This is a genomic window from Agrobacterium sp. 22-210-1 (assembly GCF_053522525.1).
Genome location: NZ_JBNWCI010000001.1, coordinates 238534 through 252569, shown reverse-complemented (window position 1 = coordinate 252569; position 14036 = coordinate 238534). Strand labels below are relative to the sequence as shown.

The following is a 14036-nucleotide window of genomic DNA, read 5'->3' as shown; positions in this document are numbered from 1 at the left end:
TCATTCACCTTGGGCATGCCAGTTATGCAGAAGAGAGAGTTTGTCCAGAAGATCAGGTATAGCCGTCTGGGTCGTATCCCAGACCGTTTCCAGATTGATGCTCATATAGCCGTGCGCGATCCTGTTTCGCATTCCGCGCATCTTGACCCAGGGAATATCGGGAAAATCCGCCACGAAAGCAGGGAACTCTTCCATTATCCGCGCAGTCGTTTCGCCGATAATCAAAAGGTTCATCGCGACCGCCCGTTGGCGGACGAGATCAGCCAAAAATTCATCCTTTGTTTTCGGTCGAACGAAGTCGATGGTTTCCGAAGCAACCTGCCTGATATCCTGAAGATAAACGTGCAGCCGCTCGACCCTCATACAGGCTTCGCTTCCTGCAGAACCTTCACACGAACGCGCTCGGGAAAGTCCCCAGGCGTCAACAGATGAATTTCCGTGCCACGCATGATGGCCGATAGCTCTTCCAACAGGCCGCCCAGATCAAACAAAGTGGCCCCCGGCAGCGCATCCACCAGAATATCCAGATCGCTATCCGGCCGGTCCTCGCCGCGCGCAACGGAGCCGAACACGCGCGGGTTTGCCGCGTTGAAGCGTTTCGTCGCTTCGCGGATCGCTTCCCTGTTCTTTTCCAGCACCTCGGACGGTCTCATGGTTTTAATCTCCAGACCACACCACCATAGCGAAACGATCTCTTTCTTAGGAGCGCCATCTCGGAAAATCATTCACCCTGAGCATGCCAGCTGCGGAGAAGCGCGAGGCGCGCCTGCAAATCGGGAATACTCTCCGTTATCGTTTTCCACACGACTGAAAGCTCCGCTCGAAAATAATCGTGCACGATCAGATTACGCATACCCTTCATTTTCAGCCACGGGATTTCCGGGTGCTGCTGTAAAAATGCGGGGTATTGCTTGTCCAGCTTGGCGACCGCCTCGCCAATCAGGGCAAGACCCATCATGACCGCCATCTGCGTCCGCGTGTCGGAAGAAAAAGCGGCCTCATCCATATCCTGAATGAAATCCTGTATTCTGGAGGCGGCAACATCCATATCCTTCAGATAGAGCAGAAGCCGATCCATACTCATACCGCTTTGGCTTCCTTCAGAACGCGCGCCCGTATATCCGAATGCAGGCCGCCTGAGGTGACGACGTCGACCTCCACACCAAGCAGCGCCTTCAATTCCTCCAGCAGACCGCCGAGATCGAACAGGGTCGTGCCCGGCAGCGCATCCACCAGAATATCCAGATCGCTGTCCGGCCGGTCCTCGCCGCGCGCAACGGAGCCGAACACGCGCGGGTTCGCCGCGTTGAAGCGTTTCGTCGCTTCGCGGATCGCTTCCCTGTTCTTTTCCAGCGCCTCGGACGGTCTCATGATCTCAATCTCCAGACGGCGCGATTCTAGCAGAACGGCCACCGCTCGCCAATTCAACCCTCCGGCAGCATCGCGGAAAGGCGAAGCCAGGCGATCTTCTCCACCTGCGCCGTCGCGGTCGCGAGCTCTTGCGCCGCGTCATTGCCAATGCGGGTTTCGAAGGCGGAAAGAATATCGTGCCTGTTCAACCCCTTGACCGCGATGATGAAGGGAAAGCCGAATTTTTGGGTATAGGCGCTGTTCAGCTCAGTGAAACGGGCGTGCTCTTCGGGGGTAAGCCGGTCCAGCCCCGCCCCCGCCTGTTCGTTGCGGCTATCGGCCGTCAGTTCGCCCGCAATCGCCAGCTTGCCGGCAAGATCGGGATGCGCCCGCAACACGCCAAGCCTTTCGGCCTCGGAAGCGGCACGGAACTGCGCGGTGAGTGCGGCATGAACCGCCTTCGCCGCCAAATCACCCTCGACCGCACCGGCATCATAGGCACGTTCGGCGATGAAGGGCGAATGTTCGAACACGCCACCAAAACGGGCGACAAATTCCTGCCGCGCCGACATCACGGAGCCACCGGCTTGTGGTGTTCATGCCAGTGCCGGGCGATCTCGATCCGCTGCGGGATCCAAATCTTGTCATGGCTGAGCACATATTCGATGAAACGGCGAAGTGCCGCCGCGCGGCCGGGCCGGCCGACAAGACGGCAATGCAGGCCGACGCTCATCATCTTCGGCGCGCCTTCAGCGCCTTCCCGATAAAGCACGTCGAACGCGTCTTTCAGATAGGTGAAGAACTGGTCACCGGAATTGAAACCCTGCGGAGTGGCGAAACGCATATCGTTGGTGTCAAGCGTATAGGGAATGATCAGGAAAGGCTCATTCTTCGCACCCTTCACCCAGTAGGGCAGATCGTCGGCATAGGAATCGGACGAATAGAGAAAACCGCCCTCTTCCATGACGAGGCGCAGCGTATTGTCCGAAGGCTTGCCCTGATACATGCCGTAGGGCCGCTCGCCGGTTACCTCCTTATGCAGGCGCACGGCTTCGGTTATGTGCTTGCGCTCTTCCTCTTCGGAGAAATCCTTATATTCCAGCCAGCGATAACCATGGCTGGCAATTTCCCAGCCCGCTTCCTTCATGGCCGCAACGGCTTCCGGATTGCGGGCCATGGCGGCGGTCACGCCATAAACGGTGGTGGTGACGCCAAGACCTGTGAACATGCGCCACAGCCGCCAGAAGCCGGCGCGCGAACCATATTCGTAGATCGATTCCATGTTCAGGTTGCGCTGGCCGGGCCATGGCTGGGCGCCGACGATTTCCGACAGCAGCGATTCCGAGGCCTTGTCATTATCGAGAATGCAGCTTTCGCCGCCCTCCTCGTAATTGATGACGAATTGCACGGCGATGCGCGCGCCGCCCGGCCATTTCGGATCGGGAACATGACGGCCATAGCCCACCAGATTGCGGGAGTAATTGTCGGAAATCATTCAGCCACCCAAGACATCTCTCCCCAGGCGAAAACCGATTTGGGGAGACATAAACAAATCTCCAAAGCGCGCCGACCCCGGAATGGGTAACCGGCGCAAACTTCGGATATGCGATGCCGAACGGTATCATCCGCATCCGGAATGTCGAGATCAATTTTGCCGACATTCCGATGCTTTTTTGTATACGATTATGGGCAGCCGTTTCTCAGGCAATCTTGCGGGCGGACACGCGGCCCATGGGATGCAGCGAATGCACCCGGAAGGGCGCACCCGGTTCATCCTCGATGAAGAGAGCAAGGCTGGAAAATTGCAGTTCCCGGGTCAGCAACGGCTCGAAAACCTTGCGCACGGCACGCTCGATTCTCTGGCTGCTGGCAGGCTCAACACCACCCGTCAGCGACATCTGGAACCGGAACTCATCCATCACATGCGGGCTGCCCCAGCGATGCAGGTTGGTGAGCTGCGAGGCCGAAAGCCGGTCCGGATCCGCCCGTTCGATTTCCGCCTCGGAAAGCGGCGCGCGGTAACGGTCGAATTCCTGTACCACGCGGGCGGCGAAAAAATGCAGCACTTCGCAGGGGCGCTCGGGGACGAGGCTGAAGACATTTCCATGCCTTGCCACCACGAGTTGTGGAAGCGTGAAAGGATCCTGCTTGCCGGAAAAATACATCAGGTCGCGCAAAAGCGCGGCCTCGGAGTGCCCCTCGGCAAGCCGGAAAGGCGCCTTGATCGTGCCATGGAAACCGTAACGGCGTGGCAGCGCCGTGTGGTATGAAATCTCCTGCATGCCGAGATCGATCATGCCCGGCGGCTCCACCGCCTGACCGGAATAGGCATCGCGCCCCAACCACGCGGCGGCTGCCTGCGTCAGGGGGTCATTGGGGGTAGGCGTGAAATGAATGGCGTATCGCATGCGCTGTCACCTCGCCGCAAAAGCGGCCAAACCGGCCTCGTTGCAGGCCAGCAAATAGGTGATTTGCATGACAGATTAACGACGTGGACGGCCTGATCAGCACTTTCCAAAGTCCGTGACGGCAATATTCACGTGTTGTTGAAGGCGAAACCCGGCGGGCAGGTCAGGTGTCTCCCCGCACACGGTTTGCAACGCCGCATCGGCAAGAAAATGGGCAAGACCGAAGCTGACCTTGAAACCACCCGAAAGCGCAACAAGCTTCGGACAACCGGCAACCGACCCCACCATCGGGTCTCTCCCGACCGCCTTTGGCCGCAGGCCGGCCCACCGCTCGAGAACTGGTGCGTGGGCAAGCGATGGCACCACCGCACACGCCTCGGCTAGCAGCTTTTCCAGCTTTTCGTCGGTGCTGAAAGGCGCAGAAAAACAATCTTCGCTGGTACTGCCGATGGCGACGGTGCCATCCTCATGCGGCACGATGTAAAGACCGTTCAGGAAGACGACCGGCATGGCCGGGTCAACCGCCGCGTCAAGAAGCGCTGCCTGCCCCTTCACCGCCTGCCCGAGCGCAACGCCGGTCTCCAGGCCGAGCGCATCGCGGATCAGGGGGAAAGAGCCATGCCCGTTGGCGACAATGGCATGGCCGAAGACAATCTCTTCCCCCGAAGACAGCACTGCCCGCCCGGCCTGCGGATCGAGTGAGACAACACGGCGCTGCCCCGCCACCCGCACGTGATGCGCCTTGCGGAGAAATGCCGAGAGAAGGGCGATCATCGCGCGCGGCGAAACCCGCGCCGCCAGCGTATCCAGCACAAAACCCGCCTGACCCGCCGCATCATCCACCCATTCAAGAACGGAAGGCCGGTCGCCGACATGCCAGTGGAACCGGCGCTCGCCCAAAACCCAGTTTTCCCCGGCATCCCGCTCGTGCCGCTCCGCGATGCCGCGCAAATGCGGCTTGGGCAGCGGAATGATCCGGCCGCAACGGCGATAACCGGCGGAAAGCCCGGTCTCGGCCTCCAGCTCGGCAATTTCCGTTTCCAGCGCCACGAGGGCATCGAACTGGAACTGCTTCTTGTCCGACCAGCGGTCCGGCATATGCGGCATCAAGGCGCCAAGCAGCCCGCCGCTTGCTCCACTGCCAAGCTGCTCCGCCTCGACCAGCAGAGTGTCTATTCCGAGCCGTTCTGCCTTGACGGCGGCCCATAGCCCCATAATGCCGCCACCGACGATGAGGAGCGGTATGGAACCGGGCAATGTTGACACTGCCAATCTTGGAGATTGACCCTGTTCGAAAGCAGGATTATCGGCATTAGCCATGAAAAATTCCAACGACACTATCCCAGAGGCTGGCACAGAGACCGGTTCCGCAACCGGAGAAACCCGCACCGCGCTCGACTGGCGTGACGGGGATATGCCCTATTCACTGGCCTTTGACGACCATTTTTATTGCCAGACGGATGGCCGACTGGAATGCGGCCATGTCTTCCTGTCCGGAAATGGCCTGCCAGGGCGTTGGCTTGAACGGGAGGGCGTCTTCCGCATCGGCGAACTGGGCTTCGGCACCGGCCTTAATCTCTGCGAGACATGGCGCCAATGGAAAGAAGTCCGCAACGGCCGCTCCAGGCTGCATTTCATCTCCTTCGAGCTTTATCCGATGAAGGCGGACGAAATCGACCGGGCGCTTTCCCGCTGGCCGGAGGTAGATACTGAGCGCAAGGCGCTCGTCGCCCTCTGGCCGGAAGAGCCACAAGGCAGGGTCGAAATCGAGCTGGATGGCGAGACGCGCCTGACGGTGGTCTGCGGCGAGGCCCTTGCCGGAATCTCCAACAGCAACGAGAGTTTCGACGCCTGGTTTCTGGATGGCTTCGCGCCGGCGCGTAATCCAGACATGTGGTCGCTGGAAATCATGCAGGCGCTCTTTGCCAAAACGGCGTCGGAGGGCACATTCGCCACCTATGCCGCCGCCGGTTTCGTTCGCCGCAACCTCATCGCCGCCGGTTTTGATCTGGAGCGCCGCAAGGGTTTTGCCGGAAAGCGGGAGATGCTCTGCGGCACCAAACGGCCCGCCTGAGGCAATTCCGAAAACCGTCGCCGCGCCGGATGATCAGACGCCTGGCGCGTCACGGCGGGGCATGGCATCCCCCAGCCATTGCGCGATCTTGTCCTCGAGAATTTCAGGACTGATCGGTTTCGACAGATAATCATCCATGCCCGCCTGCAGGCAAAGTTCCCGGTCAGCCTCCTGCGTATGGGCGGTAACACCGATGATCGGCACATGCCGGCCGTCAGCCGCCGCCTGTTCGGCGGCGCGGATGGCAAGCGTGGCCTGATGGCCGTTCATGACCGGCATCGAGACATCCATGAGGATGATGGCGGGATTGTTTTCCTCCCACGCCTGAACCGCCTTCTTGCCGTTGCCGACGATCAGGAAACGCAAACCCGCCTGCTGCAAAATCTGGGTGAAGACAATCTGGTTGACGTCATTGTCCTCGGCCACCAGCACGTCGATCAGGCTCGGCCTGCGGCGTTCGGGAACAGCCGGGGCCGCTGGCAGAATACGCTGTTTCTTTTCAGCCAGACGCCTTTCCGGGCGCACGGCTCCGCCGCTTGGCTCCAGCGCCAGCGGCTGCAAGCGGGCACGCTTCAGCCGCACATCCCGCACCACATCGAACAGGGTGGAGCGCAAAAGCCGCGCCCGTGCCGGCTTCATCAGATGCGCCTGCACGTTGAGATCGGTAAACAGCGTCTCGTCGCCCACCACATCCATGGAGGTCAGGAACACGATGGCAATCTCATCGAAACGTTGGTCCGCACGAATACGCTCGACCACATCCAGCCCGTTCATGACAGGCATATGATAATCGAGAATGACGGCATCGATGGCAAAGCCGAGCGACACGGCCTCCTGCAGCACGGCGATGCCGGACGGGCCGTCCTCCACCGCATGGCCATCAATGCCCCATGTCTTCAGCTGCTCGGTCAATATACGGCGATTGACGTCGTTGTCGTCGATGACGAGCACCCGGATATCGTCGATCGCCACGGACATAAGCGGAACGTCGCGCCGTCTTTCGGTGACCTGAAACGGAATATTGACCTCGAAGGTCGATCCCTTGCCGACCTCGCTCACGACATTGATCGAACCGTCGAAGAGACCGACAAGGCCGACCGTGATCGCCAGTCCAAGCCCTGTTCCCTCGTGCCGGCGCGTCGCCGAACCATCCACCTGGATGAACTTGTCGAAGATGGTCTCGAGCTTGTCGGGCGGAATGCCGATGCCGCTGTCTTCAACGCGCAGCGAGAGCATGGTTTCGGACGCCTCAGCCGACTGCGCAGCAAGCTCAATCAGCACATGCCCCGTTTCGGTGAATTTAACGGCATTGCCGACGAGATTGGTGACGATCTGACGGAACCTCCCGGCATCGCCCATGACCTTGCCGAAAACCGACGGGTCGATCCGGACAACCAGTTCTATGTCCTTTTCCAGCGCCGCCGAGGAGAGGAGCGAAACCACATCCTCCACCGCTTCGGCCGGATCGAAAGGCACGCTGCGCAGCTTCATCTGCCCGGCCTCGATCTTGGAAAAATCGAGAATGTCGTTGATGATCGTCAGAAGGGCATTGCCTGACTTGACGATGATATCGGTAAAGGTCTTCTGGCGCGTATCCAGATTGGATTTGGCCAGAAGCTCCGCCATGCCGAGCACGCCGTTCATCGGCGTGCGGATTTCATGGCTCATATTGGCCAGGAATTCCGATTTGGCGCGATCCGCCGCTTCCGCCCGCGAAAGCAGCCGCTGCAACTCTTCCTCGCGCAGCTTCATCTCGGTCACATCAGTGACGATGACGAGCCAATAATTGCCGGAACTATTGGTGGCTTCCAGATTGAGCCAGGTTTTGCCTGCCACATGGATGAGCCAGGAAAACGGCTGGTTGGCGGCGATATTGTCTTTCCAGGCGGCGAGCGTCGCCGCCGCCTCCTCGGCGGTGCCGAAATCTCCGCGCTTGGCACAATGGGCAAAGAAACCCGACCAATTGCGGCCTTTTTCCAGGAGATGCGGCGGCACGTCGAACATCCGCGCCATCGCTTCGTTGGACATGATGATCGTGCCCTGCTCGACCAGCACCAGGCCCTGCGCCATGGCGCGCGTGGCGCCCTGCATATATTCGCCGACGCGCTCCAGCTCGGCCTTGGCCTTCATGATCTCTGCATCGCGCATGCGCACATCGGTCACGTCGGCGTAAGTGCTGAGGATTTTCCCGCCATTGAGGCGGGTTTTCGAGATGACGGTGACCTTGCCGCTTTTGCTGCGCACTTCGCGGGGGGCAGAGGCCTCCTTGCTGAGAAGCCGCTCCGTTCGCTGGCTATAAAGATCGTCGAAAGACATGTCGCCGTAGTCGTAAAGGCCGCTTTCGAAATTCAGCTCCATGAAGTCGCGATAACTTTTGCCGACCAGCGACTTCTCGCCGCCAATTTCGCCCCAGACCTCGTAAAAGAACGGATTGACATATTCGATGACGAGATCGGCATTGATGAGCAGCACCCCCACCGGCAGGGCGTGAAGAATCGCCTCCAGCTGGCGGTGCAGCGCCTCTGCCCTGGCCTGTGCCGCGATCAGCGCATTTTCACGGTCCTGCAACAGGCTGACATCGGTGATCGAGCCGACCAGATAATATTCGTCGTCAGGCGTCGCCACCCGGCCGAGGCGGGTGATGACGGGGACGGAGCCGCCATCCGGCAGCGGCAGGGTTTCCGCCTTCTCAATCGCCTCGCCGGTTTCAAGCAGCCGCTCGTTTTCAAGGCGGGACTGCTCGCCGGTCGCCGGAAACATCTCGTTTTCGGTCTTGCCGATGAAATGGGCGAGATCGCCTCCGACAAATTTTTCATAGGCCGCATTGGCAAAAGTCAGCCGCCTGTCGTGATCGCGCAGGAACACCGCCACCGGCAATTGCTCAAGCGCGGCGCGCAGCAGCCAGGTCTCGCGGATCTGCGTGCTGAGCAGGGTCTCATGCGCCTTGAACTCGGTCACGTCGATGCGCAGACCGACCAGCATGCCGTTTTCCAGCCGCTTGTTGACCATGCGCACCCAGCGGCCATCGGCAAACTGCTCCACCCTTTCCAGATAGGGCAGGGAAAAATCCCGCAGCTGCTCCTGCTTCCAGCTTTCAAAAGCCGGATCGTCCACTTTCGCGCGGCTGTAACCGCTGGAAAAATAGACCGCTTCCATCAGCGCTTCGAGCCGCATGCCCGGCTTCAGCGCAACACCGAAGGCACTGTAGAATTCCACGAAGCGGGCGTTGCAATAAATCAGCCGGTTTTCATCGTCATAGATAACGATACCGGCGTCGATGAGATCGATCACACCGCTGCCGAACAGCAATTCGGAGGCGTTATCGCCGCTGGAAAAGCCCTCAATGGCAACCGCCGGCATTTCCTCGAATGCTTCGAACAGGAAGAGATTGCCGTCATCGCCGATAAAACGTTCGCAACGAAGCGTATATGGCCCGGAAGACGCCGCACCATGACAGGCGATAAGCTCATCCGTGGCGAAGACCAGCGAGCGGCGCTCCCTGTCTTCCCGCTCGGCATCGCGAATATCGGCGGAGAGGGAAAGGCTCGTTTGCCCCTGAAACGCTGCGGGTGGACGCCCCATGATCCGGCCATAGGCGGCGTTGACCATGAGATAGCGCAGCTCGCTGTCCTTGATGCACGCGGGCAGGTCCAGGGCGGCGACGGCCCTGTAAGCTTTTTCCAGCAACCCGCTGCCTTCGGTCAATCGATACTCCACACCGTGCAGTTCCATTTCTGTCGAATCAAATATTTCCGGATATCGTCGTAAAAACGTTATGTGATAAAATCGCCGTTTGCTATGTACCGAGCGGCACCGCTACCCTTTTTTAACCATAATTATTCGCCCCGACGCGCCATTCCAGCCATAACCGCCCGACCTTGCGCATGGCTGCCATGCGTCGCCCGACAGCGGCATTATAAAACTATCGCTTGACTTTAACGCGCAAAACGCCCACATGCCGGTCAAGCTTTCACCTTCGGCAGCCGCGTGAGCTGCAGCGTATGTCCAGAACGACTTGTTCCAAGAGAAATCTGGCCCGCATGAAGGAAAAGCGCAACGAATACAGAAGACGGCATTTGCCGCACTGATGCGCAGAAAGTTATTCCAACCCACAAGTTCCCAATTCACGCGGGGTTCTTGACGCCGAAACCACCGGACAGCAGCCCTGCTCCGGCTGAGTTTGTTTTGGCGCCCCGAAAGGCAATATATTGACCAGTTTTAGCGAACTCGGCCTCTCCGAAAAGATCGTGGCCAGCGTTACCCAGCTTGGCTACACAACCCCTACCCCCATTCAGGCAAAAGCCATTCCGCTGCTGCTCGAAGGCCGTGACCTCATCGGCCTCGCACAGACCGGCACCGGCAAGACCGCAGCCTTCGGCCTGCCGATCATCGAAATGCTGATGAAGCAGGCCGACCGTCCGGCAAACCGCACCACCCGCACGCTGATCCTTGCACCGACCCGCGAACTGGTGAACCAGATCGGCGAAAACCTGCGCTCCTTCGTGAAGAAGACACCGCTGCGCATCAACCAGGTTGTCGGCGGCGCGTCGATCAACAAGCAGCAGCTGCAGCTCGAAAAAGGCACCGACATCCTCGTCGCCACGCCCGGCCGCCTGCTGGACCTGATCGCCCGCAACGCCATCTCGCTCTCCAAGGTCACCTATCTGGTGCTTGACGAAGCTGACCAGATGCTCGATCTCGGCTTCATCCATGATCTGCGCAAGATTTCCAGAATGGTTCCGCCCAAGCGCCAGACGCTGCTTTTCTCGGCCACCATGCCGAAGGCGATTTCCGAGCTTGCCAGCAACTTCCTGACCGACCCGATCAAGGTCGAGGTTACGCCTCCGGGCAAGGCTGCCGACAAGGTCGAACAGTACGTGCATTTCGTCGCCGGCAAGAACGACAAGACCGATCTCCTGAAGAAGTCGCTGAACGAGAACCCGGACGGCCGCTCGATCGTTTTCCTGCGCACCAAGCACGGCGCGGAAAAGCTTTACAAGCATCTGGAACATATCGGCTTCAAGGTCGCCTCCATTCACGGCAACAAGAGCCAGGGCCAGCGCGAGCGGGCACTGAAGGGCTTCAAGGATGGTGACATCAAGGTTCTGGTCGCAACCGACGTCGCCGCCCGCGGCATCGACATTCCGGCCGTAACGCACGTCTTCAATTATGACCTGCCGGAAGTGCCTGATGCCTATGTTCACCGCATCGGCCGTACCGCCCGCGCCGGCCGCGACGGCATCGCCATCGCTTTCTGCGCACCGGACGAAACCCGCCTGCTGCACGACATCGAAAAGCTGATGAAGATCGATATCCCGGTCGCGTCAGGTGAACGTCCGGCCGGCCTTGCCAGCCCGACGCGTCCCAACAACAACCGTGGCGGCCGCAACAACAATAATGGTGGCCAGCAGCGAGGCCCGCGTGAAGGTGGACGTCACAACGGCGAATCCCGCCCGTCCCGCAACCACGCACCGCGCGATGCGGACAATGATCTGGAAGTCACCTCCGACTTCAAGCGCGTGAAGCAGGCCGAAGGCGATGCAGGTCGTCCGGCCGGCCCGCGCAAGCACCGCCGTCCGGCCCGCAAGCCCGGCGGCAGCGGCGCCAACCGCCACGCACCTGCTGGCGGCAACGGCCAGGAAAAGCGCGCTTCCGGCAACGGCAATCGCGGCCGCAACCGTTAAGTTGCTTCGCGTGGATTGAGGACGCTCGCGGCCCATTTCTTCTCCCCCTCGGGGAGAAGAAACAAGCGGCACCCGCTCGGTCTATTATGCGGTTGTTCTCTGCCGAGACGCCTTCAGGTCACACCCCGCAAGCCACCGGCCTGCGGGGTTTTTCTTTGCCGTCACCCGCCCTGCACAACCGGCCGGCGCCGGGATGGCAAGGTCATGGCCAGCACGCCGGCGATCACACAGACAAGACCGACCCACATGGCAGGTGTCGGCGCCTCTCCCAGAAATGCCATGCCGATCGCCACGCCGACCGGAACCCGGAGATAGGCCTGGGAGGTGGTGCCGACCGAACCGAGCGTCTGCATCAGCCGGAAATAGATCATGAAGGCGAGCGCGGTTGAAAACACGCTCAGGCACACAAGCGAAGTGAGCGAGGCGGCCGAAGGCGACAATGTCCACGGCCGGTCAACGATCAGGCTGACGGGCAGCAGCAGGACGGCCCCGCAGATAAGCGAGCCAGCCGCCGGCATGATCGGATCGAGCCCCTTGAAGTTCTTGCTGAATATCGCCGCACAGGCATAAGAAAACGCCGCTGTCAGCACGGCAAGCTGGCTCCATATCGCCTCGCCCGCACCACTCAGCGCCTCCATGCCGATGATGAGGCACACGCCCGTCATGCCGGCAATGGTGCCGAACAGCTTGCGTCCGCTGACCGCCTCGTGCCTGATAACCAGCGCGGTGAGAAGAAAGGTGAAGATCGGCGTTGTTGCATTGAGAATGACCGCAAGACCGGCATCGATGCTCTGCTCCGCCCAGGCGATCAGCGTGAAAGGCAACACGCTGTTGATACAGGCCTGAATGAAGAACAGTCGCCAGGTCGCCAAATCCTTCGGCAATCGCAGCCCGCGCAGCCGGATCACGACCAGAAGAAGCAGACCGGCGATCAGGGTTCGCCATGCGATGAAGGTGATGGGCGGTATCGTCTCCACGCCGATCTTGATGAACGTATAAGAAGCCGCCCACAGCGTGGACAGGAGCGCGAGCAGCAGCAATTCACGGGCAATGGGACTTTGAGTGTTCACGGATCGACTTTCCAACTGCGTTCAGGATGAACCCTTCGTAGCCCGGAAACAAGCATCGGTGCTTCGGCCGTGGCCGAAGTTTCTCCCCCTTTTAATCACACGAAGCCCCGCACGGCATGACCATGCGGGGCTTCGGCAAAAAGGATCCATGATGATCGGTCGGGCAGATCAGGCCCGGCGCTCATCCACCGAGAAAGCTCCCGGACCGGCAAAGACGAAATAAAGGAATACGAAGCAGAACAGGATAGCCGCATCGCCGCCGTTCAAGGCCGGGAAAAAGCTGCTTGGCGCATGCGCCATGAAATAGGCGACGGCCATCTGGCCGGAAAGGATGAAGGCGACCGGTCGCGTGAACAGGCCGATCAGCACGAGAATGCCGCCGACGAGTTCCAGAAGCGCCGCCACCAGCATCAGGGTCGGCAGCGAGCCTTCCATCTGCGATGCCGGAAAGCCGAACAGCTTCTGCGTTCCGTGTTCGATGAAAAGCAGCGCTGCGATGATGCGCAGTGCCGCCAGAGCATAAGGCCGATAGCGAGAAAGATTATCGAAAGTTGCCATGTTCATGTGTCCCCGTTGAAGTGGTGCCGCGCTCGATACAGTGCATTTTCTCCTTTATGGATACACGTCTCGAACACCGGAAATCACGTTTCCGATATTGCAGAACTCCCTTAAATACGGAAAGGGAGGCATTCTACACATGGTTGATTTTCCAGCATAAAATTGGTCATCTTCTGAAAAAATCAACTCAAGGGTACAGGCATTTTTCGACGAGGCAAAGGCGGAAAAATCCGCCTCTCCATCACGCCTGCAGCACAACCACCTTGGAGCCGACAGGCACGCGGCTGTAAAGATCGATGATATCGTGGTTGAGCATGCGGATGCAGCCGCTCGACATGGCGTGGCCGATGGATTGCGGCTGGTTGGTGCCGTGCAGGCGGAACATGGTATCGTTGCCGCCGCGATAGAGATAAAGCGCGCGTGCGCCGAGCGGATTGTTCGGGCCGCCCGCCATGCCACCGGCAAACTTCAGGTTACGTGGATCGCGACGCATCATGTTTGCGGTCGGCGTCCAGGAAGGCCACTCGGATTTGCGGCCGATATAGGCGTCGCCCTTCAGCGCGAGACCCTGCCGGCCGACACCGACGCCGTAACGCATGGCGCGACCATCGCCCATGACGTAATAGAGCCGCCGTGCCGGCGTATCCACCACCACCGTGCCAGTCGGATGGCTGGTGTCGTAGGTGACCTCCTGCCGGCGAAGTTCCGGCTTGACCTTGTCGAGATGCATGGCGGGAAGCGGGAATTTCTCTTCCGGCTTCGCCGCATAATTAAGCCTTTGCTGGCCGATGCCGGTATTCGCGCAGCCCGCCAGAAACAGTGGCAATCCGAACAGAACCCCACGACGTGAAATAGACATGTAACCCCCGCCAAATCATGTGATTAACGAGAG

The 14036-nt window shown here is 59.9% G+C and carries 14 protein-coding genes; 2 read left to right on the top strand and 12 right to left on the bottom strand.

Features of this window, described 5'->3' with window-relative positions:
- The 8 genes from ACQZ5F_RS01280 to ACQZ5F_RS01245 form a co-directional block, all read right to left on the bottom strand.
- On the bottom strand, nt 1–363 hold the full coding sequence (locus tag ACQZ5F_RS01280; protein WP_046797872.1) for a HepT-like ribonuclease domain-containing protein: 363 nt from the start codon (nt 361–363) through the stop codon (nt 1–3).
- A complete protein-coding gene (locus ACQZ5F_RS01275) occupies nt 360–653 on the bottom strand; it encodes a nucleotidyltransferase family protein (RefSeq protein WP_003509513.1) in 294 nt (97 codons plus the stop codon). Before ACQZ5F_RS01275 ends, ACQZ5F_RS01280 begins: the two co-directional genes overlap by 4 nt.
- A 68-nt stretch (nt 654–721) precedes the next feature.
- On the bottom strand, nt 722–1084 hold the full coding sequence (locus ACQZ5F_RS01270) for a HepT-like ribonuclease domain-containing protein (RefSeq protein WP_448731027.1): 363 nt from the start codon (nt 1082–1084) through the stop codon (nt 722–724).
- Nucleotides 1081–1371 carry a nucleotidyltransferase family protein gene (locus ACQZ5F_RS01265; protein WP_312361676.1) on the bottom strand — a complete coding sequence of 97 codons (291 nt, stop codon included), beginning with the start codon at nt 1369–1371 and terminating at the stop codon, nt 1081–1083. Before ACQZ5F_RS01265 ends, ACQZ5F_RS01270 begins: the two co-directional genes overlap by 4 nt.
- Before the next feature lie 53 nt (nt 1372–1424).
- Nucleotides 1425–1922, bottom strand: coding sequence for a 2-oxo-4-hydroxy-4-carboxy-5-ureidoimidazoline decarboxylase (gene uraD / locus ACQZ5F_RS01260; RefSeq protein WP_448731028.1), 498 nt, complete (start codon nt 1920–1922; stop codon nt 1425–1427).
- Nucleotides 1922–2845, bottom strand: a complete 924-nt coding sequence (gene puuE, locus ACQZ5F_RS01255) for an allantoinase PuuE (RefSeq protein WP_137085060.1) — start codon at nt 2843–2845, stop codon at nt 1922–1924. Before puuE ends, uraD begins: the two co-directional genes overlap by 1 nt.
- Before the next feature lie 205 nt (nt 2846–3050).
- Nucleotides 3051–3758, bottom strand: a complete 708-nt coding sequence (locus tag ACQZ5F_RS01250; protein ID WP_046797869.1) for a DUF1045 domain-containing protein — start codon at nt 3756–3758, stop codon at nt 3051–3053.
- A gap of 96 nt (nt 3759–3854) precedes the next feature.
- Nucleotides 3855–5078 (bottom strand): NAD(P)/FAD-dependent oxidoreductase, encoded by a 1224-nt coding sequence (locus tag ACQZ5F_RS01245; protein ID WP_225339236.1) that lies wholly within the window; start codon nt 5076–5078, stop codon nt 3855–3857.
- On the opposite strand from ACQZ5F_RS01245, the gene mnmD reads away from it, so the two are divergent.
- Nucleotides 5077–5832 (top strand): tRNA (5-methylaminomethyl-2-thiouridine)(34)-methyltransferase MnmD, encoded by a 756-nt coding sequence (gene mnmD / locus ACQZ5F_RS01240; protein WP_225339237.1) that lies wholly within the window; start codon nt 5077–5079, stop codon nt 5830–5832. The two genes, ACQZ5F_RS01245 and mnmD, sit on opposite strands and share 2 nt — an antisense overlap.
- 33 nt (nt 5833–5865) lie before the next feature.
- Here the strand turns inward: mnmD and ACQZ5F_RS01235 are convergent, their stop codons facing one another.
- A complete protein-coding gene (locus tag ACQZ5F_RS01235) occupies nt 5866–9564 on the bottom strand; it encodes a PAS domain-containing hybrid sensor histidine kinase/response regulator (RefSeq protein ID WP_225339238.1) in 3699 nt (1232 codons plus the stop codon).
- Nucleotides 9565–10040: 476 nt separating this feature from the next.
- Here ACQZ5F_RS01235 and ACQZ5F_RS01230 point away from each other — a divergent pair, with 476 nt between their 5' ends.
- Nucleotides 10041–11516 (top strand): DEAD/DEAH box helicase, encoded by a 1476-nt coding sequence (locus ACQZ5F_RS01230; RefSeq protein WP_046797866.1) that lies wholly within the window; start codon nt 10041–10043, stop codon nt 11514–11516.
- Nucleotides 11517–11677: 161 nt separating this feature from the next.
- Here the strand turns inward: ACQZ5F_RS01230 and ACQZ5F_RS01225 are convergent, their stop codons facing one another.
- The 3 genes from ACQZ5F_RS01225 to ACQZ5F_RS01215 form a co-directional block, all read right to left on the bottom strand.
- Complete coding sequence (locus tag ACQZ5F_RS01225) at nt 11678–12586, bottom strand: DMT family transporter (RefSeq protein ID WP_225339239.1); 909 nt, start codon at nt 12584–12586, stop codon at nt 11678–11680.
- Between the two features lie 168 nt (nt 12587–12754).
- On the bottom strand, nt 12755–13144 hold the full coding sequence (locus ACQZ5F_RS01220) for a DoxX family protein (protein ID WP_046798401.1): 390 nt from the start codon (nt 13142–13144) through the stop codon (nt 12755–12757).
- Nucleotides 13145–13385: 241 nt separating this feature from the next.
- Complete coding sequence (locus tag ACQZ5F_RS01215; RefSeq protein ID WP_046797864.1) at nt 13386–14003, bottom strand: L,D-transpeptidase; 618 nt, start codon at nt 14001–14003, stop codon at nt 13386–13388.
- Nucleotides 14004–14036 lie beyond the last annotated feature (33 nt).

Excerpts from the sequence above, each read along its gene's own strand:
- ACQZ5F_RS01280 (WP_046797872.1), bottom strand. The coding sequence starts at position 363 with ATGAGGGTCGAGCGGCTGCACGTTTATCTTCAGGATATCAGGCAGGTT.
- ACQZ5F_RS01275 (WP_003509513.1), bottom strand. The coding sequence starts at position 653 with ATGAGACCGTCCGAGGTGCTGGAAAAGAACAGGGAAGCGATCCGCGAA.
- ACQZ5F_RS01270 (WP_448731027.1), bottom strand. The coding sequence starts at position 1,084 with ATGAGTATGGATCGGCTTCTGCTCTATCTGAAGGATATGGATGTTGCC.
- ACQZ5F_RS01265 (WP_312361676.1), bottom strand. The coding sequence starts at position 1,371 with ATGAGACCGTCCGAGGCGCTGGAAAAGAACAGGGAAGCGATCCGCGAA.
- uraD (WP_448731028.1), bottom strand. The coding sequence starts at position 1,922 with ATGTCGGCGCGGCAGGAATTTGTCGCCCGTTTTGGTGGCGTGTTCGAA.
- puuE (WP_137085060.1), bottom strand. The coding sequence starts at position 2,845 with ATGATTTCCGACAATTACTCCCGCAATCTGGTGGGCTATGGCCGTCAT.
- ACQZ5F_RS01250 (WP_046797869.1), bottom strand. The coding sequence starts at position 3,758 with ATGCGATACGCCATTCATTTCACGCCTACCCCCAATGACCCCCTGACG.
- mnmD (WP_225339237.1), top strand. The coding sequence starts at position 5,077 with ATGAAAAATTCCAACGACACTATCCCAGAGGCTGGCACAGAGACCGGT.
- ACQZ5F_RS01245 (WP_225339236.1), bottom strand. The coding sequence starts at position 5,078 with ATGGCTAATGCCGATAATCCTGCTTTCGAACAGGGTCAATCTCCAAGA.
- ACQZ5F_RS01235 (WP_225339238.1), bottom strand. The coding sequence starts at position 9,564 with ATGGAACTGCACGGTGTGGAGTATCGATTGACCGAAGGCAGCGGGTTG.
- ACQZ5F_RS01220 (WP_046798401.1), bottom strand. The coding sequence starts at position 13,144 with ATGGCAACTTTCGATAATCTTTCTCGCTATCGGCCTTATGCTCTGGCG.
- ACQZ5F_RS01215 (WP_046797864.1), bottom strand. The coding sequence starts at position 14,003 with ATGTCTATTTCACGTCGTGGGGTTCTGTTCGGATTGCCACTGTTTCTG.